The sequence below is a fragment of the Martinezella calliandrae genome (assembly GCF_030272695.1).
GTDB lineage: Bacteria > Pseudomonadota > Alphaproteobacteria > Rhizobiales > Rhizobiaceae > Rhizobium > Rhizobium calliandrae.
In genome coordinates, this window is record NZ_JARFYN010000011.1 from 94736 (window position 1) to 117508 (window position 22773).

General features: G+C 59.9%; 15 protein-coding genes and 1 pseudogene. 13 read left to right on the top strand and 3 right to left on the bottom strand.

The window, feature by feature from the left end; all coding sequences use genetic code 11:
* Position 1: 1 nt before the first annotated feature.
* From PY650_RS11145 to PY650_RS11200, 12 genes are all read left to right on the top strand, one after another.
* The gene (locus PY650_RS11145; protein ID WP_285879272.1) at positions 2-1654 is read left to right on the top strand and encodes a fatty acid--CoA ligase; all 1653 of its coding nucleotides are present in this window, start codon (positions 2-4) and stop codon (positions 1652-1654) included.
* A gap of 133 nt (positions 1655-1787) precedes the next feature.
* Complete coding sequence (locus tag PY650_RS11150; RefSeq protein ID WP_285879273.1) at positions 1788-2576, top strand: acetoacetate decarboxylase family protein; 789 nt, start codon at positions 1788-1790, stop codon at positions 2574-2576.
* Positions 2577-2749: 173 nt separating this feature from the next.
* Positions 2750-3550 carry an acetoacetate decarboxylase family protein gene (locus tag PY650_RS11155; protein ID WP_285879275.1) on the top strand — a complete coding sequence of 267 codons (801 nt, stop codon included), beginning with the start codon at positions 2750-2752 and terminating at the stop codon, positions 3548-3550.
* A 167-nt stretch (positions 3551-3717) separates the two neighbouring features.
* Entirely contained in the window at positions 3718-4263 is a 546-nt protein-coding gene (locus PY650_RS11160; protein ID WP_285879276.1) for a helix-turn-helix domain-containing protein, read from the top strand.
* A gap of 486 nt (positions 4264-4749) precedes the next feature.
* A complete protein-coding gene (locus PY650_RS11165; RefSeq protein ID WP_285879277.1) occupies positions 4750-7608 on the top strand; it encodes an ATP-binding protein in 2859 nt (952 codons plus the stop codon).
* 232 nt (positions 7609-7840) lie between these two features.
* The gene (locus tag PY650_RS11170; protein WP_285879278.1) at positions 7841-10708 is read left to right on the top strand and encodes an ATP-binding protein; all 2868 of its coding nucleotides are present in this window, start codon (positions 7841-7843) and stop codon (positions 10706-10708) included.
* A gap of 347 nt (positions 10709-11055) precedes the next feature.
* Positions 11056-12471, top strand: coding sequence for a cytochrome ubiquinol oxidase subunit I (locus PY650_RS11175; RefSeq protein ID WP_285879279.1), 1416 nt, complete (start codon positions 11056-11058; stop codon positions 12469-12471).
* Complete coding sequence (cydB, locus tag PY650_RS11180; protein ID WP_285879280.1) at positions 12471-13466, top strand: cytochrome d ubiquinol oxidase subunit II; 996 nt, start codon at positions 12471-12473, stop codon at positions 13464-13466. The genes PY650_RS11175 and cydB overlap by 1 nt, the downstream gene beginning before the upstream one ends.
* A gap of 119 nt (positions 13467-13585) precedes the next feature.
* Positions 13586-14566 (top strand): HlyD family secretion protein, encoded by a 981-nt coding sequence (locus PY650_RS11185; RefSeq protein ID WP_285879281.1) that lies wholly within the window; start codon positions 13586-13588, stop codon positions 14564-14566.
* A gap of 1 nt (position 14567) precedes the next feature.
* On the top strand, positions 14568-15785 hold the full coding sequence (locus PY650_RS11190; protein WP_285879282.1) for an ABC transporter permease: 1218 nt from the start codon (positions 14568-14570) through the stop codon (positions 15783-15785).
* The gene (locus PY650_RS11195) at positions 15782-16933 is read left to right on the top strand and encodes an ABC transporter permease (RefSeq protein WP_285879283.1); all 1152 of its coding nucleotides are present in this window, start codon (positions 15782-15784) and stop codon (positions 16931-16933) included. Before PY650_RS11190 ends, PY650_RS11195 begins: the two co-directional genes overlap by 4 nt.
* A 250-nt stretch (positions 16934-17183) precedes the next feature.
* A complete protein-coding gene (locus PY650_RS11200; RefSeq protein WP_285879284.1) occupies positions 17184-17324 on the top strand; it encodes a hypothetical protein in 141 nt (46 codons plus the stop codon).
* A 15-nt stretch (positions 17325-17339) separates the two neighbouring features.
* Here PY650_RS11200 and PY650_RS11205 read toward each other — a convergent pair whose 3' ends face one another.
* Entirely contained in the window at positions 17340-17786 is a 447-nt protein-coding gene (locus PY650_RS11205; protein WP_432761517.1) for a helix-turn-helix domain-containing protein, read from the bottom strand.
* A 107-nt stretch (positions 17787-17893) separates the two neighbouring features.
* Here PY650_RS11205 and PY650_RS11210 point away from each other — a divergent pair.
* Positions 17894-17998, top strand: a pseudogene (locus PY650_RS11210) (inositol 2-dehydrogenase); the annotation flags it as partial.
* 509 nt (positions 17999-18507) lie between these two features.
* On the opposite strand, the gene PY650_RS11215 reads toward PY650_RS11210, so the two are convergent.
* Together PY650_RS11215 and PY650_RS11220 are read right to left on the bottom strand one after the other, a co-directional pair.
* Entirely contained in the window at positions 18508-21633 is a 3126-nt protein-coding gene (locus PY650_RS11215) for an efflux RND transporter permease subunit (protein ID WP_285879287.1), read from the bottom strand.
* On the bottom strand, positions 21630-22772 hold the full coding sequence (locus PY650_RS11220) for an efflux RND transporter periplasmic adaptor subunit (protein ID WP_285879289.1): 1143 nt from the start codon (positions 22770-22772) through the stop codon (positions 21630-21632). The genes PY650_RS11215 and PY650_RS11220 overlap by 4 nt, the downstream gene beginning before the upstream one ends.
* Position 22773: the final 1 nt, after the last annotated feature.

The window sequence follows — 22773 nt, forward strand, 5'->3', positions numbered from 1 at the left end:
GATGACCGGAAAATCCATGCACGTCGCCAGTTCCGCCTACCAATATCCGCTGCTGATAAAGCAGCTGTGGCATACGACCCTGATGCAGGCGCCCGATCAGGAGATCGTCTATCGCGACATCCGGCGTCTCACCTATCGTCGGCTGCGCGAGCGCGTCGGGCGGCTGGCGTCCGGCCTCGCCAGCCTCGGAGTGGGCGCCGGCGATACCGTCGGCGTGCTCGACTGGGACAGCAACCGCTTCCTGGAGGCTTACTTTGCCGTTCCGATGATGGGTGCCGTCCTGCAGACGGTCAACGTGCGTCTGTCGCCAGAACAGATCGCCTATACGATCAATCACGGCGGCGCGTCGGTGCTGCTCGTCAACGATGATTTCGTGCCAATGCTGGAAGGCATCACTAAGCAGTTGCCCAGGGTAAAACTGTTGATCCTGATGTCGGACCGGGTGCCGCCCCAGACCGGCGGGCTGACACTCGCCGGCGAATACGAGGATCTGCTCGCCGGCGCGTCAACCGGCCATGATTTCCCGGACTTCGACGAGAACACGATTGCCACCACGTTCTACACGACCGGGACATCGGGTCCGCCGAAGGGCGTCTCCTTCAGTCATCGACAATTGGTTCTACATTCGCTGGCCGAGATGGCTTTTCTCGGCGCTGCCGCGAAGCAAGGTCGGTTCTGCCGCGACGATGTCTACATGCCGATCACCCCGATGTTTCATGCGCATGCCTGGGGGCTTCCATGGACGGCGACGCTCGCCGGCGTCAAGCAGGTGTATCCGGGTCGTTATGATCCCGCTTTTCTCCTCAAGCTGATCAAAACCGAAGGCGTAACCTTCACCCATTGCGTCCCCACGCTCCTGCAAAGGCTGCTTGGTGCGGCGACGGCGGCCAACACCGATCTCTCCGGATTGAAAATGGTGATCGGGGGCTCGGAACTGCCGACGGCGCTCGCTAGGCAGGCGCTTGCACTGGGCGTCGACGTCTTTGCCGGCTATGGGATGTCGGAGAGCGCTCCGCTACTCTGTCTGGCGCAGGTGAGATCCACGGACCTGACAGGCGACTCCGAAAAACAGACAAGTATCCGAACCAAAGCCGGTCTCGCGGCGCCGCTGGTGGATCTCCGCTTGGTCGACGCGAATCTGAGCGAGGTACCCGCTGACGGCAAGAGTAGAGGCGAGATCGTCGTACGAGCGCCGTGGCTGACGCAAGGCTATGTCGACAACGCCGAAGCGTCCGAGCGGTTGTGGGCTGGCGGCTACATGCATACCGACGACATCGGCGTCGTCGAGCCGGACGGCTACCTGCGCATCGTCGATCGCATCAAGGATGTCATCAAGACCGGCGGTGAATGGGTGTCGTCGTTGCAGATCGAAGACCTGCTGTCGCAATGCCAGAGCGTATCGGAAGCCGCCGTCATCGGCGTCAAGGACGACCAATGGGGCGAACGGCCGCTGGCGCTCGTTGTCAGGGACCGCCGGACCGGCGCCGATGTTACCGACGCGCAATTGAAGGCGCATCTCAAAGCCTTCGCCGATGCCGGAGTGATTTCGAAATACGGGATCCCGGACAAGATCCTGTTCGTTGAATCACTTCCGAAGACAAGCGTCGGCAAGTTCGACAAGAAGCAGCTCAGGGAAGAATACGAAAAAATTTAGCCAGTTATGCAATTTCCGGCCCAAGCTCGCACGAGGTAAACTGTAGCATATCCGTACAAGCAGGCGGACGCTTTTCACTCTAACCTTTCGCGCGATATCGGCCTAGATGGCTGCCTGCCGCGAGGACCTTGAAATGTTGAAAGGTTTTGTAGTCCCGCGGTCGCCTTTGGGGGCCGCTGCCCTGACGCCGCCGCCGCCGTGGCATTTTGCCGGTGACGTTCTGGCCGTGGAATACTGGAGTGACCCGGATCTGTCGACCGATGTTCTTCCTGAGGGAATCGAGCCGGATGCGAAGACCAAAGGCCATTCCGTGGCGATCTTCATGGACTACCAGTTCACAGCCCGGAACGAGGAACATCTCGATCCGGGCCGCTACCAGAGCCGCGGCTTCCTCGTTCTCCTGGATGCTATATGGCAAGGGGCACCCGTTGCCTGGTGCCCCTATGCCTATGTCGACAATGATGCGGCACTGATACGCGGCTGGGTCTGCGGCTATCCGGAGAAACTCGGTTCCGTCCACCAGACCCGTACGTTTGCCGCCTCCCCGCCGCTCGCCAACAACAGCAGGTTTGCTGCGTGCGTTTCCGCCCATGGGCAGTTGTTGGCGCAGGCACATATCACCTTGCGGGAAAGATCGGATGATCTTGCCGGCCTTTTGGATCGCCCGATCGTGACGCGACGCTACTTTCCGCGGTTTTCGGCGGGCGGGCGCCAAACGTCCGCTGTCGATGAGCTCGTTCGCCCTATTTCGGAAAATATGGTGTTCACAAATATCTGGATCGGCGAAGGCGCTCTCGCTTTTCCCGAGACGCTTGGCGAAGAGCTCGACATTCTTGCGCCAATCAAGGTTGGGCGTGGCGTTCGGTGTTCGTTTTCGTATTCAATCGCGGATTGCGCGATCTTGTCGGACTTGACCGTCTAGCAGCGTTCGTTGCTTGGAGTTGAGAAATAGTCGCGGCAATTACATGCAATGTCGCGTCATGGTCAGTTCCTCTGATCTGCCAAAAACGACCAACCCGACGCGGGCCAATCAAATCCAAGCGCGGCCGGTCCCGGTCAGCTCGCAAAGCAGTTTGAAGTTTAATGGAGACGAAAATGCTCAAGGGCTTTACCCTTCCGAAGTCGCCATTCGGTCAGGCGGCCTTAACTCCGCCGCCGCCCTGGCACTATTCCGGCGATGCGATGGGGGTGGAATTCTGGGCCGATCCGGGCGCCGTAGCCGCAACCCTGCCGCCCGGGCTCTCTCCCGATTCGAAGTCGAACGGCCGCGCGGTGATGATGTTCCTGGAATGGCAGTTCACGGCGCAGGATGACGAATATCTCGACCCCGCCCGCTATCAGTATCGCGAGGCTTTCGTGCTGCTCGACGCCATGTATCGGGATATGCCGGTGAGATGGTGTCCCTATGTCTTTGTCGACAACGACGCCGCCCTGGCGCGAGGCTGGACCCAGGGGTTTCCGAGGAAGATGGGCAGCATTTTCCAAACACGGACCTATGCGGCCGCGAGCCCCGCGGCTGCACCGTTGATGCCCGGCGCTAGGTTTGGGGCCAGCCTTTCGGCGCACGGGCAGCGCCTGGCAGAGGCCCGCATCACCCTGCGGAAGCCCGCCGAAGACAGATTGTCGCTTTTCGGTCGCCCTACCGTCTTGCTGCGATACTTCCCGCGCCTGGCAGCCGGTTATCGGGACAGGCCAGCCGTCAACGAGCTGACGATGTTGATCACCGACAACCCAACCGTTGCCGAGGCATGGATCGGTGACGGTGAATTGAATCTTCCAGAGGCGCGAGGCGAGGAGTTGCATGTTCTCGCGCCGGTCGCGATCGAATCGGGATTTCGCTGTTCTCTGTCCTACTCGGTCACCGACCTCAGGATACTCGAAGATCATTCGGCTTGAGGCCGGTGGAGTGGCCGTTCTGCCCGCGTTCTCGGCTTAAATCTTTGCGTACTCAACAACGCCGGGACTGAGCGATTAACACTTCAGAACACCTCTTAACAAGCCAGACCGGGTCTTTCAGAGCATCCTCCCCGACATCCGGATTCCGGTATTCGTCGAGGTGCGATATGGAAAGACCCTACAACGAGGCTTCAGATGTTTCGTCTCCAACCGATCTCGAATTTGGTTTTGTGGCGAACAGCCTCATGCTGCTTCTCGAGGCAGCAAAAAGCGAGATCGAGCATGATCGGGAGGCGACCAAGTCGTCGCTGACCACCGCACAATTCATCCTGCAATCGGAGATGGAGCGCCGATCGGGCGCCAAGAGCTCCGCGACGGGTGGACTTGCGGGATGGCAGATGGTCCGCATCCGATCGTTCATTGACAGCAATCTGGACCAGACCATCCATGCGAGTGACCTGAGTGCTGTCGCGCAACGCAGCACGGCGCACTTCTCACGCGCCTTCAAGCAAGCTTTCGGAGAACCGCCGCATGCTTTCCTGATCAGGCGAAGGCTTGAGGAAGCTTGCCGTCTCATGCTGACCAGTTCGGCTTCGCTGAGCGAGATTTCGCTGAGTGTCGGGTTTTCTGACCAGGGACATTTGTGCAAGCTCTTCAGGAAGGCTTTTGGCCAAAGCCCATCCCGATGGCGGCGCGAACGTGAAATCCTATGACTCCGCTGATACCTATCCACGGCCCTTCCGCGCCGCGAGCGCATGCGCATTATGTGGAATCGCTCATAATTCGAGGAATGCCTTACTGTGTCTTGTCGTGCAGCAAGTCGAAAAATGCCGGTCGTCTCGCCAATCGCCTGGTTTGGCTTCAAGGCATGCAAATTTACGATGCAGCACAGCGGCGATTCCAAGTTGACAATTGCCTTTGGAATGAGCACCTACTGTGTAGGTGCTCGCCCGTCGGCTTCTTCCCGTGTCGCCAGACGCATCGTCCGCATTTGGGCGGGGCCATGCGGCGCGAGACAAATCGAGCAATGTCTTTGCCTTGGTGCCGAGATTGATTGCCGACGCTTCAACAAGGTGATCCCGTGGTTCGGAGGTTCACGAGGTGGTGGCCCGGGAAAATTTTGATCGACACCCAATTACGGTATGCGCCTGTTGAGCCGAGTGCGCGGCGGGCATATCGCTTAGGTCTCGGTGGGACAAATGGCGATTGAGCAGTCAGGATCACTGAGCGCGACTAGAATTTTGTTCGGCCCGTTCGAACTGAATCTGGGCGAGCGTTCTCTCAAGAAGGCGGACGAGGCAATTCCGCTGGGGACACGGGCGTTTGACATTCTTTTGACGCTCATCGAGCGAGCCGGTGAGGTTGTCGGTAAGCACGAGCTGATTGCCAAGGTATGGCCAGACGTGACCGTCGAGGAAGGCAGCCTGCGCGTTCATCTGTCGGCGTTGCGCAAGGCGCTGGGCGACGGACAATTCGGTCGCAGGTACATCACCAACGTGCAGGGTCGGGGCTATTCCTTTGTTGGGCCTGTCACGCGCCAGGAAAGCGTAGACCATAAGCGAAGCCCTGCCAGGCTTTCGAACCTGCCTGCCGCCTATCGCGGCATGATCGGTCGTGACGACGTCGTCCAGCAGATCTGCAACCGCCTGATGTCGGAGCGGTTGATCACCATCCTGGGCACAGGCGGGATCGGCAAGACCACGGTCGCTTCGGCCGTTGGACATGCAGCGTCGCCCGATTTCGCAGGCGCAGTGTTTTTCGTCGATCTCTCGGTGCTGAGGAGCGGGGACCAGATTGTCGCTGCCATCGCGTCCACGATGGGGTCTGTTGCGCAGCCCGGCGATCCGGAAGAAGCATTGCTGGAGTTCCTGCGCTCCCGAAGAGCTCTTCTTATTCTCGACAGCTGCGAGCATCTCATTGACGAGGCGGCCGAGATCGCCGACCGCATATGTCAATGTGCGCCGGACATGCATTTGCTGGCCACCAGCCGCGAGGCGCTGCAGATCGCCGGCGAGCGCGTCTTACGGCTTCAGCCGCTGGATTGCCCGCCAGAGCAAGCCGGGCAGACTGCCGACGAGGTTCTTTCCTATCCGGCCGCACGGCTGTTCATGGAGCGAGTGAGCGCACGCGGTGTCGAGCTTGCCCTCGGTCCGGACGATCCCCCGTTCTTGGCCGAGATCTGCCGCCGGCTCGACGGCATCCCACTGGCGATTGAGCTGGCCGCCAGAAGGGCGGCAGTTTTTGGAATTCGGGACACTGCGTTGAGGCTGGCCTCGCATCTCGACCTGCAGAAACTCAGCCGACGAACGGCAAATCGGCGGCACCAGACGCTGAGAGCGACGCTGGACTGGAGCCATGACCTGCTTTCCGAGGCCGAGCGTGCGGTTCTGCGCCGCCTGGCGATCTTCGTTGGGCCCTTCACGCTGGAGGCGGCGCTGACAATGGCGGAGCGGGAAGGCGTGAGCCGGACGGACAACATCGACCTTGTGGCCAGCCTCGTGGAGAAGTCGCTGATCGAAGCCCGCATCGACGCACCCGGAGCATCCTATCGGCTGCTCGATACCACGCGCGCCTATGCCCTGGAAAAGCTGGTCGACAGCGGCGAACTTGACGAGATCGCCGACCGACACGCGAACTATTCGATCGATCAGTTGAAGGCCGATTGCACCGCCTGGAAGAATACGCAGCTCTACAAGGACTATCTCGGCAATATCCGGGCCGCCCTCGACTGGAGCTTCGGTCCCCGCGGCAGCGACGCATTGGCCATCCGACTGGCCGCCGCCGCCGGGCCGTTATTTCTGTCCATGCCGCTCCTTGCCGAGTGTCGAGACTGGATGGAGAGGGCAATCGATCGAATGTCCCCGGAATGCGACCTGCAGCATCAGGTGGAAATTCATGCGTCGTTTGCCTTGTCGTTGATGTTGATCTATGGAGATAGCAAGAAAATCCGCGCTGCCTTCTATACGGCGCTGGGTCTTGCCGAGCGGTGCGGCGACGCGCCCCAGCAATTGCGTCTGCTCAGCGGGTTGTCGATGTATTCCCTGCATCTCGCTGACGTCGCCGGCGCCTTCGATGTTGCTCGTCGGGGCGAGGCTGTCGCGGCGAAAACCGGAAACCAGGACGATGCTGCCATTGCCGACTGCATGCTCGGAACGGCCTACTATCTTGCCGGCGACCATCTGCTGGCGCAGAAGCATCTCGAACAGGCGCTACGCGACCTGCCGCACGAGCCGCCGTCAATTGCCGGCCAATATATGTTCTACCCGCGATCCCAGTCGCTCATGTGCCTCACGCGCTCGCACTGGTTGGCCGGCAATCTCGATCGTGCCGTGTGCTATGCGGAAACGACCGTGGAGGAAGCGGACAGCTCGGAGCACCCGATCACGCTGATCAGTGCACTCGGCATGATGATGTCGCTGTATTTCTGGATCGACGATCTACAGAAGATCGAGCGCAATCTCGTAAAGTTCGAGTACATCGCCGACAAGACATCCTTCGGCCCCTATCGCACAGTAGCCCATGGGCTGAAGGGCCTGCACCTGCTGCGAACTGGCCGTACATCGGAGGGAATGCGGTATTTGCGCGACACCTTGGAGAGCCTCGCGGTCCGGCGTTACAAGATGCTGGTGTCTGACTTCGCCGTGGAACTCGCACTCTGCCTGGCAAAACAGAACGAGCGGGCAGAAGCGTTGGCTCTCGTCGACGACGTGATCGCCGGCTATCGCCGGGTCAACATGCTCATCCACCTGCCGGCGCTGCTTCTGACGAAAGCCATGATATTCATTTACGGGGACGCGCCGGATCTCAAGTTGGCGGAAGAGTATCTTCAGAGGTCGATAGCCGAGGCCCGGAAGCAATCGACGCTTTCATACGAATTGAGAGCAGCCTTGCAACTCGCCCGAATCTGGATCGGCAACGGCGAGGTACAGCGGGCGCGCGATCTGATCGGGCCTATTTACAATCGATTCTCCGAAGGTTTTGGCACCCCTGATCTCATTCTGGCATGGGAAATGCTCCGCGATGAGCACCACAACTTGGTACATTTTAATAGCGGATAATTTGCGGTTCATAGCGCATAATATGCGGATGTCGTGGTTCTAGGGCGTTGCATGGTCGTTACGATGCCATGCGCCAGGCAGGGCCTTGCAGCGGCACAATGCATTCGCAATCACAAAGAAACAGGACGCGCTTCGGTTGATGTCTGGCAAGGTTTCGATTGACACTGATGGGTGGGAGCCCATTCCGCCGGACGGAAAGCGAAGTCGTCGCTCAGGCCTTGGTGGGCTGGTCATGGCTATTGAGCAGCCGGAGTCACGGAGCGTCGCTAGAGTTTTGTTCGGCCCGTTCGAGCTAAACCTGAGCGAGCGCTCTCTCAAGAAGGCAGACGAAGCAATTCCGCTCGGGGCAAGGGCGTTCGACATTCTTGTAACCCTCATCGATCGGGCGGGCGAGACTGTCGGCAAGGACGAACTTATTGCCAAGGTATGGCCGGACGTGAACGTTGAGGAAGGCAGCTTGCGCGTTCATTTGTCGGCGTTGCGCAAGGTGCTGGGCACTGGGCAATTTGGTCGCAAATACATCATAAATGTGCAGGGGCGAGGCTACTCCTTTGTCGAACCTGTAACGCGTGAGCAAGCTGGAGCCGACACGACGAATGCACTTGTCCGAAGTTCGAATCTGCCGGCGCCGCTCGATGGGATGATGATCGGTCGTGACGACGTCGTCCTGCAAATTCGCAGCCGCCTCGGGGCGGAGCGTTTGATCACAATCCTCGGCGCAGGTGGCATTGGCAAGACCACCGTCGCCCTGGCCGTGGGACAAGCTGCGCTGATCGACTTCGCGGGCGCAGTGTTTTTCCTTGACCTCTCGGTGCTCAGAAGCAAGGACCAGGTCATCGCCGCCATGGCCTCCACAATCGGGCTTGTTGCGCAGCCCGGCGATCCCGAAGACGCATTGCTTGAGTTTTTGCACTCACGCAGGGCTCTCCTTCTCCTCGACAGTTGCGAGCATCTCATCGAAGAGATCGCCAAGATCGCAGACCGCATATGTCAACATGCGCCCGACATCCACGTGCTGGCCACCAGCCGGGAGGCGTTACAAACCGTCGGAGAGCAGGTCTTCCGACTTCAACCCTTGGACTGCCCGCCCGAACAACCTGATCAGACTGCGGACGAGATCCTTTCCTATCCGGCTACACGGCTGTTTATGGAGCGGGTCGGCGCGCGCGGCGTCGACCTTGCGCTCGGCTCGGGTGGTGCTGCATTTGTGGCGGAAATCTGCCGCAGGCTCGACGGCATCCCGCTGGCGATCGAACTCGCCGCCGGCAGGGCTGCAATCTTCGGCGTGCGCGATATTGCGGCAAAGCTGGCCTTACGCCTCGACCTACTGAAGCTCGGTCGACGAGCGGCAAGTCCACGGCACCAGACGTTGAGGGCGACGCTGGACTGGAGCCACGACCTCCTTTCCGAAATCGAACGCGCCATTCTGAGGCGCGTGGCGATCTTTGTGGGGCGCTTCACGCTGGAAGCAGCGCTGGCGGTGGCGCAGCAAGACGGCACTAGCCAGCCAGACGCCACTGATGCGTTGGGCAATCTCGTTGAGAAGTCGCTGATCGGAGCCCGCATCGACTCCTGGGGAGCATCCTACCGACTGCTCGATACGACGCGCGCCTATGCGTTGGAAAAACTGGTTGCCAGCGGTGAGCACCGCTCGATTGCGACCCGGCATGCGAACTATTCAATCCAGATGCTGAAGGTCAGTAGCGCCACTCCGATCGCCTCTGAGTCGGCCTCGACCGAACACTTGGCTCGCTACGCCCAGGAAATTGACAACGTGCGCTCGGCACTTGATTGGGCCTTCTCGCCGACAGGCAATACGGAGCTCGGCATCGAACTGGTTGTTGCCGCGATTCCGCTATGGATGCGTCTCTCATTGGTCGCGGAGTGCGGCTCGCGGGTGAAGCAAGCGCTCGGGGTTCTGGGGCCGGAGAGAGCTGTCGATGGGCCACTTGAAATGAAGCTCTATGGAGCGCTTGGCTTCGCCGCTATGCTCACAAAGGGCGCAGCACCAGAAGCCGCAACGTGCCTCCGAAAGGCCCTCGCGATCGCGGAGGCGGTGGGCGATGACGACTATCAGCTGCGCGTCCTCTGGGGGCTTTGGTCCGATCGGAATATTAACGCAGAATTTCGCGAATCGTTATCCCTCGCCGAAAGATTTCGAAGCCTGGCTTCTCGATCTGGCGATCCGGTGGATATCGCCATCGGCGAGCGCATGACAGGATTTGTCCGACACTATATCGGCGATCACGCGGCTGCTCGCCGTCACATCGAGCGCATGCTTGCCTTGCAGGATGACGCACTTCGATATGACAACATTGCTCGTTTCCAATTCGATCCCTGGGTAACGGCACGAGTCACTCTTGCACGGGTACTCTGCATTCAGGGCTTGCCAGAACAGGCAATGGAAATGCTCGAACGAGGCGTGGCCGAAGCGCTGACTATCGATCACGCCACCACCCAGTGCAACGTTCTTGCAAAAGCGTGTCCGGTTGCATTGTTCGCCCGTGACCTTGCGGCAGCTGAGCGGTTCATCTTATTGTTGGAACGTGCAGTGATGCAAGGATTGTCATTTTGGCAAGCTGAAGGACGCGGCTACCGTGGCGTCTTCCACCTCATGCGGGGCGAGACGGAGGAAGGCGTGCGGTTGGTGCGGAGTGCTTTCGGCAATGTTGAAACGAAGGTCGTCACCCCGCCATATCCGCACTTCCTGGGCGCACTCGCAGAGGGTCAGTCAAGCCTGGGAGAAATCACCGAGGCTCTTCACACCGTGGACCAGGCAATCGCGTATTGTGAATTCCATGAAGAGGTCTGGTATTTGCCCGAACTTCTTCGGATCAAAGGTGAGATCAGCCGAGGTGCAGGCTCCGACGAAATTGCACAAGACCTGTTCCTCCGCTCACTGGACTTGGCCCGCAATCACGGCGCACTGTTATGGGAATTGAGAGCCGCGACCAACCTGGCACGGCTCTGGCAGGGGGGTGGTCGGGTGGTCGAAGCTCGCGAGTTGCTCCTGCGGGCCTACGGGCAATTCCGCGAAGGCTTTGCAACTCCGGACTTGCTCGAGGCAAAAGCTCTCCTGTCGGCATTGGCCGTCGAATAGGCGCGCGATCTGGTCAGGCCGGTTTACAGTCGGTTCCCCGAAGTCTTCGGTACTCCTGAACTCATCCAGGCACGCGCAATGCTCGATAATCCGCCTCCGGTCTGATAACCGCCATCCACGGCGTCCTGCAGGCGGCGTCAACTGCACACTCTTCACTACCGGCCGATGTCCTGCGTGAATCCTGATCCCGCAAGAACTGTCAAAGTGACAGCAGACGCAGGAAAGACATGCGTCGGCCGCGCCAGTAGCCTCGCACATATGAACCGGCTTTCATGTGCCGAAGGGCCGCCAGCGCCAAGCGCGATCGTGGCCTGGCAGAGATCAATCAGCGGCGACAGGAGCGAGCGATGGAACTTACGGCATTGCTGCTGTCGAGACTACAGTTCGCCTTCACGATCTCGTTCCACATCGTCTTCCCGTCCTTCACGATCGGATTGGCCGCCTGGCTGGCCGTGCTCGAGGCGCTCCATCTGGCGACCGACCGGCCGGCCTACCGCACTGTGTTCGAGTTCTGGCTGAAGATTTTCGGCATCGCTTTCGGACTGGGCGTGGTGTCCGGCATCGTCATGGCTTTTGAGTTCGGCACCAATTGGAGCGAGCTCTCACGCCTTTCGGGACCGATCCAGGGACCGCTCCTGACCTATGAGACTTTCACGGCATTTGCCCTCGAGGCGAGCTTCTTTGGTGTGCTCCTGTTCGGCCGGCAGCGCGTGACCCCATGGTTCTATCTGTTCTCGACTGTCATGGTCGCTGTCGGCACCACTTTCTCCGCCTTCTGGATCATGGTCAACAACAGCTGGATGCAGGTGCCAGTCGGCTATGCCGTCCAGAATGGCGCTTTTGCGCCGACCGACTGGAGCGCGATCATCTTCAGCCCGGTCGTCTGGGTGCGCTTCCCGCACATGCTGCTCGCTTCGTATTTGACCGGCGCGTCCTGCGTTGCCGCCACGGGAGCCTGGTACCTGCTGCGTCGCGAATTCCATGCCGAAGCCCGTGTCATGCTCCGCATGGGCCTTTATCTCGCGGCCGTCCTGATGCCGTTGCAGCTCTTCTTCGGCCACCTCACAGGCGATTACGTCCACAACAGGCAGCCAGCCAAGTTTGCTGCGATCGAAGGTCGCTGGCACGCCGAGCAGCCCGCCAGCGAAGTGCTGATCGCCATTCCTGACGAGCGTGCGGAAGCCAATCGCTATGAGATATCCATCCCGGTCCTTGGAAGCCTGTTCGGCAGCATGAGCTTCAGCTCGAAGGAAGTCGGCCTGACCGAATTTCCGGCTGAGGACCGGCCGCCTGTCGTAATCACGTTCTTCGCATTCCGCATCATGGTTGGTTGTGGGATGGTCATGCTGTTGCTTGCCTGGCTTGGCACCTATCTCAGCGTCAAGAATCGCATTGAGCAAAGTCGCGTGCTGCTCTGGTGCACTTTTCTCAGTTTCCCCTTGCCGTATATCGCCATCCTTACGGGCTGGTTTACCGCAGAGGTCGGCCGTCAGCCATGGACCGTCTACGGTGTTTTGCGCACCGCGGATGCGTTGACGCCATTCCTGACGACGCGTACGGCGGCAATATCGCTCATCGTCTTCTGCGCGATCTATCTCTTCATCTTCTCTTTCGGCGTCCTCTATATCTATCGACTGCTCCGCGTCGGTCCCGTCGGCAGACTTGCGCTGCCACCGGCTAATGCCGTACCGAATCGTCCGATGTCTGTGGTCGATCCCTCGACCTTGGCGGATGTGCGCCGCTTCGCCGACGGAGAATCATAATGGTCCTCTATTGGGTCGCCTTTCTCGCCGTTGTCACGCTGCTCTACGTGCTCCTCGACGGATTCGATCTTGGCGTCGGGATACTCAGTGCCGGAGCAGCCAGCGATGCGAACCGCAACGCGATGATGAACGCGATCGCCCCGGTCTGGGATGGCAACGAAACTTGGCTCGTCGCCATCGGCGTGGTGCTCTGGGGCGCTTTCCCGGTCGCCTATGCGACCCTTCTGTCTGCCTTCTACCTGCCGCTTCTCTTCATGCTTGCTGGGCTGATCCTGCGCGGGGTGGCCTTCGAATTCCGGCACAGAACGCGTCGCTGGCGGTGGCTTTGGGATGCGAGCTTTGCCGTGGGTTCGCTCGTTGCCGCCTTCATGCAGGGCGTGACCGTCGGTGCGTTGGTTGAGGGTGTTCCCATCGCCAATGGCCGCTATTCCGGCGGAGAGTTCGGTTGGTTGAGCACCTTCTCGATACTCTGCGGCATCGGCCTTTGTGTCGGCTATTGCCTGCTGGGCGCGAGTTGGCTTGTGCGAAAATGCGACGGTGAGGTCCGAGATCTTTCCCATCGCTTCATTCCTCGCCTGTCGATTGGGCTGTTCGTGTTCCTGCTCGCTGTGTTCGCCTTCGCGCTTCTCAAAGACCTCCGTATCATGGACCGGTGGGTCGAGCGGCCCTTTCTCCTCGTCTTTCCCGCGGTCGGGGCAGTGGCCGCGATCAGGCTGGCCACCGGCATTCAGCGTCGGAGCGACCGCGTACCATTCCCGATGGTCTCCCTGATTTTCGCCGCAGCGTTCGCGACGCTCGCCATCTCCTTCTGGCCGTACATGATCCCGTTCTCGATCACGATCGACGCGGCCGCAGCGCCCCATTCGAGCCTCGCTTTCATGTTCTGGGGCGTTGGCCTCTTCGTATTCCCGCTGACGCTGATTCATACCGCGATCAACTACAGCGTGTTTAGAAAGATTCCGCCACCTCCAAAGACGGAGATGAATAAAAAATGAACGTCTTGATGGTTGTAGAGAATGCCCGTTGACAAGCGAGCAATGGGCGCATCATGCACCGACGCTTGAGCAACGTCAGAATCCGGATATCGCAACCACATCCGCCAGGGGCAGCAGACATGGCCAGGATCATCCGCATCATCATCGGGCTAGCCTTGCTTTCAGGCCTCGGCGTGCTTCTCTGGTTTGCGACGAGACCGCCGCCACTTGTCGTTCAAGGTGAAGTGTCGGCCAATCGGGTCGATATCAGCCCGCGTGTTTCCGGACGGATTGCAACACTCAACGCCGATGTCGGTGACAATGTCCAAGGCGGCGCTGTAATCGCGGTACTCGAGAGCCCACAGCTCGTCGCGGGGCTGCATATGGCCGAGGCTGCTCTTGCCGTCGCTGAAGCGGATCTTGTCCGGGTTAACAGCACCCGGCCTGAAACTATTGCCGCCCGGAAGGCCGAACTGGCCGCCGCCGCCGCCGACGTCACGCTTTACCAGGAGGATTTCGATCGTCAGGCAAAGCTGATCACGACAGGCGCCTCTTCGCAATCACGCGTGGACGAAACGACGCGTAACCTCGAAGCCGCGATCCGCAAGCGCGAGTCGGCTGAAGCCAACCTCGACCTCGCCGTCGCAGGAGCCAGCCAGGAGGAAAAGGCGCTGGCGGCGACCCAGGTCGAGCGGGCAAGATCCTCACTCAACCAGCAACAGGTCGACATTTCGGAATTGACCATCCACGCACCGATCTCCGGCCAGGTGACGACGCGCGTGGCCGAACTCGGTGAGAATTTCTCGGCGGGTGCCCCGCTATTTTCGCTGATCGACCTGGAGAACCCGTGGTTCACGTTTAATTTGCGCGAGGACCTGCTGAAGGGCCTGAAAGTCGGTGATGGATTCGATGTGACGGTGCCGGCCATGGGCGACGCGAAGATCCCCGTTAAGGTCACGACGATCAATGCGCAGGGCCAGTATGCGACCTGGCGAGCCACGCGAGCGACCGGCGACTTCGACCTGCGTACCTTCGAGGTGCGGGCGAACCCGGTCAACCCCGTGCCGGGCTTGCGCCCCGGCATGAGTGTGATCGCGTCCTGGCCACCCGCGGGGCATTGAGATGATGGCGAAAGGGCGGCTGCGCCCCGGCTTCCTCGTTGTTTTCAGAAGGGAATTTGACCGGTTCTCGCGCCGGCGACTCCTACTGTTCCTCACCACCGTCCTGCCACTGTTGCTGATGGGAGTGCTTGCCGTCGTTTTCAGCGCCGGGCTTGCCACGCGGCTGCCGATCGCGGTGCTCGATCTGGACGGCACGGATCTTTCGAGGACGATCATCCGCACGGTCGATGCGACACCGGATACGGGCGTTGCGCGTCGTGTGAGCGATCTTGCCGAAGGCCGGCAACTGATCCTGTCGGGCGATGTACGCGGTCTATTGATGCTGCCACGAAACCTCGAGCGCGACGTCTATGGCGGACGCCGGCCAGAAGTCGTCTTCTTCTACAACACACAAGCGATGACATCGGGCAACCTCGTATTGCGCGGCGTCAATTCAGCTGTCCCGGCGGTCGCCGCGGGCATTCGCCTTTCGCTGCGCACGGCGGAGGGGCAGCCGCTGGAGGCGGCGCAAGCCGCGCTGGCGCCGATCCCTGTCCAGGTCAATCCGCTGTTCAACCCGACGCTCAACTACGCACATTTTCTGCTTGCTGCTTTGCTGCCGAGCGTCCTGCAGGTTATCGTCGTGACGACGATGGCTTATGCCGTAGGGCTTGACGTCGAGACCTCCCATCGTCTCCGCCTTCTGAGGCGTCTGGGCGGCGGCTTATGGCCGGCGATGGCTGGCAAGATCTTGCCCTACACATTGCTTTTCTTGGTGGTCCTCGGCATCGCCGACTGGGTCCTTTTCAGCGTCCTCGGCATGCCCTTACGCGGCAATCGCTATCTGCTGATACTGGCCGGAATCCTCTTTATCCTTGCCGACCAGTTCATCGGCGTGCTGCTTGCCTTGCTGCTTCGGCCAATGGCAAGCGCCATCAGCATCGGCACCTTGCTCATGGCGCCGGCCTTCGGCTTCATGGGGATCGGGTTTCCAAGGATCGGCATGAACGCCTTTGCCTATTACTGGGGGCAGATGATCCCAGGCACCTGGTATCTGATGGCGCGCATCGATCAAACCATAAGAGGGACGCCGCTCTATCTCTCCTGGACGCCGATTGCCGTCCTTCTTTTCATGATGCTGCTGTCTGCGAGCCTCACCGCCCTGAAACTGGATGGGATTCGCGTACGTCGGCAGCCTCATCCCACTCAGCAAGCTGCAGCCGATGGAGCTCCGGAATGAAGGCGGTCCTGATAGTCTGCCGTATCGAAGTGGCGCGTATTTTCTCGCTGAAGCCGGCTTTTGCGGTCCTCATTGTCGCATCGGTGATTTACGCGGGGTTTTATCCTCAGCCCTATCGCACCGAGGCACTGCGGGATGTGCCGATCGCGGTCGTCGACCTCGACGGGACAGATAGCAGCCGCGAACTTGCCCGACGCGTGGACGCCTCAGCCGACGTCGCTATCCGCGCCGTCTTTCCCGACCAAGCCAGCGCAACGCAAGATATCTACCGACGCAATCTCTATGGCGTGCTGGTTATCCCGCAGTATTTCGAGCGGGATTTGCTGCATCGTCGCCAATCCCCGATCGCGCTCTATATCGATGCCAGCTACTTCCTGATCTATCAGCGCTTATCCGGTGGCGTGACGGCCGTCGCCCGTACCATGGGTGCTGAAGTAGAGACGGCGAGGCTCATTGCCGCCGGGGTGGATCCTGTGCTTGCCTCGGCGGCTGCGGACCCAATGCCGTTGACAGCGGTGACGCTCTTTAACCCTCAGGGTGGCTATGCAACCTATATCCTCCCCGCCGCCTTCGTTCTAATTCTTCAGCAGACACTCTTGATTGGCGTCGGGTTGCTCGGCACCTACAGAAACGATGAACTCAGCGCCGAAATTGCGGCATCGGGAGGCCCCGTGGCAGTCGTTGCCGGGAAGCTGCTCGCCTATCTGATCCTCGAAGCCTTCATCATGTCGTTCTATTTGATCGCGCTCCCCTATCTCTACAATATTCCGCGCCTGGGAGCGCCGCTCCCGATATTCATCTTCGCCCTGCCTTTCGCGCTAGCCGTCAGCGCCTTGGGTTTGGTGCTTGCCGGCCTGTTTCGGGATCCGCTGACCGTGCAACTGGTATCGGCTTCCCTGGGGATACCGTTCTTGTTTCTGGCGGGCTTTTCCTGGCCGACAGAAGCAATCCCCCCCTTCCTGCATGTCGTGGCAACATTGCTACCAAGCACCTCAGCAATAAACGGGATGGTTGCTGTCGCACAGATGGGCGCCTCCATTCCGGATGTTCGCCAACCCTTCTTGATATTGTGGACGCTGGCGGCTGTTTACACAGCAATCGCGATCCTGCTCGAAAGCAGGAGCAGGCAGTCAATGGTCGCGTCATGACAGCGCCCACGCGGAGCTATGGGAGGATTCGACGTCACGGCCAGCGGAAGACGAGACGATAGCGCCATGAATATTGCTTTTTGGACCGATCCTGACGATGAAAGAGGCTTTTCCTGCAATCGCAGCGGCGAGCACATGCCGATCGTCCGGGTCGGGTAGTTCAAGATCCTCGATCTACGGCCGATAACTCACTAGGTCCGCATCCGGAAGGACGGCATTCATACGGTCGCGGCTGAGCTCCAGGCGTTCAATGGGCAACCCCGTTGGCAGCAAGATTCCGCATCCACTCGCCATGAATATCGTCGGTCCAGCGCGCGTCGACCAAGCCATCGAAGGCGCACTGGATCAGGATATTCCGCAGACGAAAGGGATAGAGGACGCAGGCATCTAAGAAACGACAGGCGGTTTAGAGGCCATGGGTCTCGATCAAGTCCTCGGTGTCTTCGGCAAGGGCGTCAAGCGCCGCTTGACGAACGTCAAGCCTAGATTTTAGCTCGAGCACGTCCTTTAGAAGAGCGCGGCGGTGTTTGCCCACGTAGCGGAATGGCAGATCGCCGCGATCCATGCGTAGGACGACGAGGGGACGTGAGATACGGAGAATAGCTGCCGCCTCGGTCGGGCTCAGTTCTTTGTCTTCGGCCAGCACTGCAACATGTTCGCCGCGCAGCATGTGCGCCAAAAGCGCCTCAACTGCCGCGGCGGCCGACGGCGGTATCGAGAGGGTCTGCTCTTTCCCGCCTTCACGACGAACGTGAAGTTCCAGCCTGTCGCCCGCGCCGAGTTTCGGCAGCGGCGACGTTGTTTTGCGATCGCGATCCGACAGTCCAGCGAAGTGAACGATTTGGCTGGCTATGGCTACATCTTCTATCTTGGCTAAGACAATGCCTGTAGCCGTTAACTGCAACAACTGAAAATATTCGCGAGTTGCAATCGAATTATGGGATTTGTCGCTTTGCACTTAATCGGTCTGTGCGGCCCGGTGGGCTTGACGGACTTCACGCCCAGAAGCTGGTGGAGGCGGCCACCGTGAGCTGGCAGACGGGCGGGCCCATGCAGGTCGACTAGTAATTCTGCCAACAAATGCGATGCGCCGATGTCCTCACATTGGCGCATCGCCACCGAGGAGGCCATGCCGCCCTTAATACCTATCCGGTCGCGCCGAAACGGCCGAACACCGGCTCTTTGTAAGGTGAAGGCCATTGGAACAGGATAGAGACAATCATCCTCCCGCGACATTTCAGGAACTGAAATACCTGATCGCCAAGCGGCATATCGTCTTTCCCAGCAGTGTTGAGGTGACGTGATGAGCATCCGCTGTCGTTCCGCGGCCATGCCGCCTGATCCAATGATGTTTATAGTGCTCATGTGCAGTCTCCTCGTGAGTTGTGGAATTGCCGGGCCGGGAGGTCCAGCGTAACCGATCAAACTCTGCCCCGAGAATGCCAGCATTATTTTCCGGGTGCTCTCCCGCAGCCGCTTGATCCAGGCGCTGGAGATGCGTCCACATCAACTCGCTTTGGACATGCGAAAGGCCCCGAATGGTTCGGGGCCTGCTTCTTTATCGACTGCTCGTCTTATGCTGCGGCGGCGTGCGGGGTTTCGCTCCCTTCTTCTGTTTCCTCCGTCTCGATGTTCGCATGCCGGGCCGGTTCTGTTGGCTTTACCCGGTACCAGATGGCGTAGAGTGCCGGCAGGAACATCAGGATGATGACCGTGCCGACGGCGGTACCGCCAATCAGGGTGTAGGCAAGCGCACCCCAGAAGACGGATTGCGTCAGCGGAATGAAGGCGAGCACGGCTGCGAGTGCGGTCAAGATGACGGGACGCGACCGCTGCACGGTTGCCTCCACGACGGCATGATAATCATCCAGCCCGGCGGCGATATTGTCCTTGATCTGCTCCATCAGGATGAGCGTGTTACGCATCAGGATGCCGGAAAGGCCAATCAGGGCAAGGATGGCGTTGAAGCCGAAAGGCTGGTTAAAGAACAGCAAGGTCGGAACGGCACCCAGAAGTCCGAGCGGGGCGGTCAAAAGAACCATGGCCATGCCGGAGAAGGACCGGACCTGGATCATGATCACCAGCATGGTGAGCAAGATCATGATCGGGAAGATCTTGACTAGCGCTACATTGGCCTTGTTGGATTCCTCGACATCCGCGCCCACTTCGATCCGGTAGCCGTTCGGCAGGGATTGCATGATCGGCTGCAAGGCCTTGCTGATTTCGGCCGAGACATCCGGCGGCTGCATGCCTTCTTGTACGTCGCTGCGAACGATAACGGTCGGTGTGCGGTCGCGCCGCTTCAGGATCGGGTCTTCCTGCACAATTTCCGTATGACCAATCTGGTCGAGCGGGATCGGCTTACCATCCGCCGTTACGAGTGTGAAGTCACCCAGCCGGGCCGGATCGAGCCGCTCCTTGCCCTCGCTGCGGGCAACGACATCCACCGAGCGAATGTCTTCACGCACATCGGTGACGGTCACACCGGTCAGCAGGAATTGCAGCTGCTGGGCGGCCTGCACCGGGGAAAGACCAATTAGCTTCAGACGTTCCTGATCGAAGACGAACTTCACAGAGCTGACACGCTCACCCCAGTCGCGGTTGATGGTGCGGGCATGCGGGTTGCTGCGCATCACGGTCATGACCTTGTCGGCAATGTCCGAGACCTGCTGCTGATCCGGTCCCATCACCCGGAATGCCACCGGAAACTGGGAGTAGGGACCAAAGACCAGCTGCGTGACGCGGATGCGTCCTTCCGGTGCGAGCCCATCGGCAATCTTGTCACGCACGCGCAGCTTCAGTTCGTCGCGGGCTTCCGGGCTCGGCGTCAGCACGACGATCTTGGCAAACGACGCATCCGGCAATTCCGGCGCATAGGAGAAGAAGAAGCGCGGTGCGCCCTGCCCGATATAGGAGCTAACGATCTTGGCTTCCGGTTGGCTTCTCAGGTAGTCCTCGACCTTCTTCGTCGTGCGCTGGGTGGCCTCGATGCTTGTGCCCTCCGGCATCTGAACCTCGACCAACAGCTCCGGGCGGTCCGACGTCGGGAAGAACTGCTTCTTGACGAAACCCATGCCAGCCCCAGCGCTCAGGAACATCACCAGCACCACGGACGCGACCGCGAACTTGTGGCGAACCGACCAGCCAATCAGGCGACGCAGCCGGCGATAGTTCGGCGTGTCGTAGATGGCGTGATGGCCGCCTTCAACAGGCTTGATATCGGGCAGCAGCTTGACACCGAGATAGGGGGTAAAGACCACGGCAACCAGCCACGAGGCAATCAGCGCAAAACCGACGATCCAGAAGATATTGCCGGCATATTCACCGGCGCTGGAGCGGGCAAAGCCGACCGGCATGAAGCCGACAATAGTGACCAGAGTGCCGGACAGCATCGGCGCTGCGGTATGGCTCCAGGCGTAGGCGGCGGCGTGAACGCGGTCCATTCCTTCCTCGAGCTTCACCACCATGATCTCGATGGCGATGATGGCGTCGTCCACCAACAAGCCGAGCGAGAGGATGAGTGCGCCGAGTGTAATCCGGTCGAAGACGCGGTCAGTCATTGTCATCACGACAAAGACGATGGCAAGGGTCAGCGGGATGGCTGCTGCGACGATAATGCCGCTTCTCCAGCCCAGGCTGATGAAACTGATGAACAGCACCACGCCCAGCGCCACAAAGAACTTCAGCATGAACTCGCCAACGGCTTCGGCAATATTGACGGCCTGATCCGTGACCTTTTCCAGCGTCACACCCAGCGGCAGGGATGCGCCGAGTTCACCGGCCTTCTTTTCCAGCGCGTCGCCCAGGACCAGACCGTTCCAGCCATCCTGCATCACAACGCTCAGCATGAGGGCCGGTTGCCCCTGATGCTGGATGACATAGGTGGCCGGGTCCTGATAGCCACGGGAGACGTTTGCGACATCAGAGAGCTTGATGTTGCGGGCGCCGACCACGAGCGGCGTATCCTTTATCTTCTGCAGGTCGTCGTAATTGCCGTCGACGCGGATATAGACCTGCGGACCATTCGTATTGATGGAGCCTGCAGGTGCAACATTGTTCTGCAACTGGAGACTCTCGAAGATGGTCTGCGGGCTGATACCGAGGCCTGCCAGGCGTTCATAGGAGAATTCGACGAAGATTTTCTCGGCCTGTTCTCCCAGGATATTGATCTTCTTCACGCCCGGAACATGCAGCATCTCCTGGCGCAGGGCTTCCGCCTGACGAACAAGCTGACGCTCCGGCATTCCCGGTGCCTTGAGGGCATAGAGCGCGAAGCTGACATCGGAATATTCGTCATTGACCAGCGGACCGATGACGCCAGAGGGCAGGTTATGGGCTTCGTCGCCCATCTTCTTGCGTGCCTGATAGAACTGTTCCTGTACCTCGCCGGGCGGCGTGCTGTCCAGGAGACTGACCGTCATATAGACCGAACCTGCATGCGCGGTGGTTTCGACCCGGTCGTAGTAGCGCAGTTCCTGCAGCCGCTTTTCCAGTGGCTCTGCAACGAGATCCTGCATTTCTTTTGCGGTTGCGCCCGGCCAGACGGCCGCGACCGTAAACTGCTTGATGGTAAAGAGGGGGTCTTCGGCCCGCCCCAGCTTGAAGAAGGAATAGACACCGGCAAAGCCGATGGCGATGATGAGAAAGAGGGTGATGGCGCGTTCGCGAACGGCGAGTGCCGAGAGGTTCAAGCTGCTCATTTGGAGGCCACCTTATCGTTCAAAGAGCGGACGGCCATACCGTCGCTTAGGAGGTTGACACCGACGGCGACAATTCTCGTTCCTGTTGAAAGCCCTGATACAACAGCGGTTTCCTGCCCGATCTTGAGCAATCGGATCGCCTTGAAGGCAACGGTGTCGCCGCTGACCTGCCAGACGCCGGTCTGCTTGCCGTTGTCCCAGATGGCGCCCACCGGGATCTGTACTGCGTTGGCTTCCTGCGTGTCCGCCGCTGTATTGATGGTAATCTTGACCGTTGATCCCAGAGGGATCTCTGCGGCGCTTTCAAGCACATAGCGAGCTTCGAAGGTGCGGGTTGCAGCGTCGGCTGCATTGGACAGTTGCCGCAGGCGTGCGGTAACCTCGGTATTGTCCGAGCCATAGACATTTGCCGTTGCCACTGATCCGAGTGCCGGGCGGACCGTCTCGGGAAGATTGACGCTCGCCTCGCGCTCGCCGCTATGGGCAAGGTTGACGGTCGTCTGCCCCGGGGCAACAACTTGACCCGGTTCGCCTGATGTATCGGTCACCACGCCATCGGCATCGGCATAAAGAACCGCGTAGCTCGATTCATTTCTGGCAAAATTGGCGTCGGCGGTGGCTGCATCCAGTTGCGCAACAGCGGCATCGTAGGCTTCCTTGGCCTGATCGTAAACGTGTTGCGAGGCGGCACCGGTGACCAGCAGCCGCTTGTACCGCTGTTCGTCGGCCGTAGCACGGGTGAGAGATGCTTTGGCAGACATCACCGCGTTGTCCTTAGCCCGCAGCGCGAGCTTCAGATCCGTGTCGTCAAGTCGCATCAGCGGCTGGCCCTGCTTAACCTGCTGTCCGATATCGACAAGGCGTTCAATGATCTTGCCGCCGACCCGGAAGCCGAGATTGCTCTCGACGCGCGCCTTGATGATGCCGGTAAAGGCGCGCTGGTTTTCTGTCGCTTTCTCGACGATGGCCGTCTGCACCATGGGGGGTTTCAGCCGGGGATCGTTCTGGTCCTGGGCAAGTGCTGATCCTGAGGCAGTCAGTATAACCGATGCCAGAGCCATCGCCCCGAGGCGATCGAGTGAGGGGTTGTGGTGCGGATGCCTGCCGGACTGGCCGACATAGTCAGTAATGATTTTCATT